Origin of the sequence: Streptomyces sp. PU-14G (assembly GCF_041028275.1) — a bacterium.
Classification (GTDB): Bacteria; Actinomycetota; Actinomycetes; order Streptomycetales; family Streptomycetaceae; genus Streptomyces.
Map to the genome: position 1 here is coordinate 1 of NZ_JASKYT010000658.1, position 1,801 is coordinate 1,801.

Consider the following 1,801-nt stretch of genomic DNA (forward strand, 5'->3'; position numbering starts at 1 on the left):
GACCGGGGCCGGCGCGGGGAGGGGACCATGGCAGCAGGGGGGGGGGGGGGGGGGGGGGGGGGGGGGGGGGGGGGGGGGGGGGGGGGGGGGGGGGGGGGGGGGGGGGGGGGGGGGGGGGGGGGGGGGGGGGGGGGGGGGGGGGGGGGGGGGGGGGGGGGGGGGGGGGGGGGGGGGCCCGCCGCGCCGTCGAGGGGCCCGCGCACGCGCGGGCCCCTTCGCCGCCCGTTGTAGTTGAATGAGCTCCCTCGCCCCGGCCTCGCGGAGACCGGGGCCGGCGCGGGGAGGGGACCATGGCAGCAGCGCGCGGCGGACGACCCGGCAGGCCAGCACCGCCCCGGCCGACCCTGGAGGAGGTCGCACGCCGCGCGGGGGTGTCACGCGGCACCGTGTCCCGCGTCGTCAACGGATCGCCCCGCGTCAGCGACCGCACCCGCGCCCTCGTCGAAGAGGCCGTCGCCGAACTGGGGTACGAGCCCAACCGGGTGGCCCGCGCGCTGGCGGCGGGCAGCGCGGACGCCATAGCGCTGGTCGTCCCCGAGGCCGAGTCCCGGTTCTTCACCGAGCCGTACTTCTCCGGCATCGTCCGCGCGGTCAGCACGGAACTCGCCCAGGCCGACATGCAACTGCTCCTCACCCTGCTGCACACCCAGAAGGAACGGGACCGCTTCGCCCAGTACGCGGCGGCGCACCGGATCGACGGGGTCCTGCTCGTCTCCGTGCACGCCGACCACACGCTGCCCGACCTGCTCACCCGCGCCGGAATCCCCGCCGTGCTCGGCGGCAGGCGCCGCGCCACCGAACCGGTGCCCTACGTCGACTGCGACAACACCGGCGGCGCCCGGGACGCCGTCGCGCATCTCCTCGGCCGGGGCCGCCGCACCGTCGCCACCATCACGGGACCCGGCAGCGTCCACGCCGCGCGCTGCCGCACGGACGGCTACCGCGCGGCGCTGCGTGAGGCCGGCCGCCCCTGGGACGAACGCCTCCTGGCGGGTGGCGACTTCACCGAGGAGGGCGGTGACCGCGCCATGCGCCTGCTGCTGGAGCGCACCCCGTCGCTCGACGCCGTCTTCTGCGCCTCCGACGTGATGGCCGCGGGCGCCCGGCACGCGCTGCGGAAGGCGGGCAGGTCGGTACCGGACGATGTCGCCCTCGTGGGCTTCGACGACTCCGTCGTCTCCCGTCACATGGACCCGCCTCTGACCACAGTGCGGCAGCCCCTGCCCGGCATGGGCCGGGAGATGGCCCGCCTCCTGCTGGACCTTCTCGGCAGGGGAACGCCGGGTGCCTCGCCCGACGCGCGCACCACGGGGGAGGGCGACCGCTGCCACCGCGTCCTGCCCACCGAACTGGTCACCCGCGCCTCCTCCTGACGGGGGACCAGCTCACTCCTTGGGCCTCGCTCGGAGTGCGCGATCCCCGCCGAAGGCCGTTGCATCGCAGGTATGGCTCGTACGACGCCCCTGGGCGACCCGGCTTCCGGTGCAGCGCGCTCCGCCACGGTGCGGGGCGGACGCTTCCGCCGCGCGGTGGTCGGCGCCGCTGTGGGCTCCGCCGCCCTGCTCGTTGCGCTCGGCTTCCCGGCCGCCACCGCCACCTCCAAGGCCTCGGGTTTCCCAGCCGCCTCCGCCGCCTCGGCCGTCTTGGAGGCCTCTGGCGTCTCCGTCGCCTCGGGGGCCTCTGGTGTCTCCGCCGGTACTGGCGCGTCCCGGGAAGCGGAGCCCCCGCCACCGGACGCCTCCTCGGCGGGCGGAGCCTCCGGGCAGGGGGCGGGCGCGGACGCGGGCGGCTCGGCGGGGAC

The 1,801-nt window shown here is 78.1% G+C and carries 1 protein-coding gene and 1 pseudogene; both read left to right on the forward strand.

Translation table 11 applies throughout. The features are described from left to right. Positions 1–290: 290 nt before the first annotated feature. Positions 291–1,373 (forward strand): LacI family DNA-binding transcriptional regulator, encoded by a 1,083-nt coding sequence (locus AB8Z75_RS34460; RefSeq protein ID WP_369209013.1) that lies wholly within the window; start codon positions 291–293, stop codon positions 1,371–1,373. Positions 1,374–1,445: 72 nt separating this feature from the next. After that, a pseudogene (locus AB8Z75_RS34465) lies at positions 1,446–1,801 on the forward strand (hypothetical protein); the annotation flags it as partial.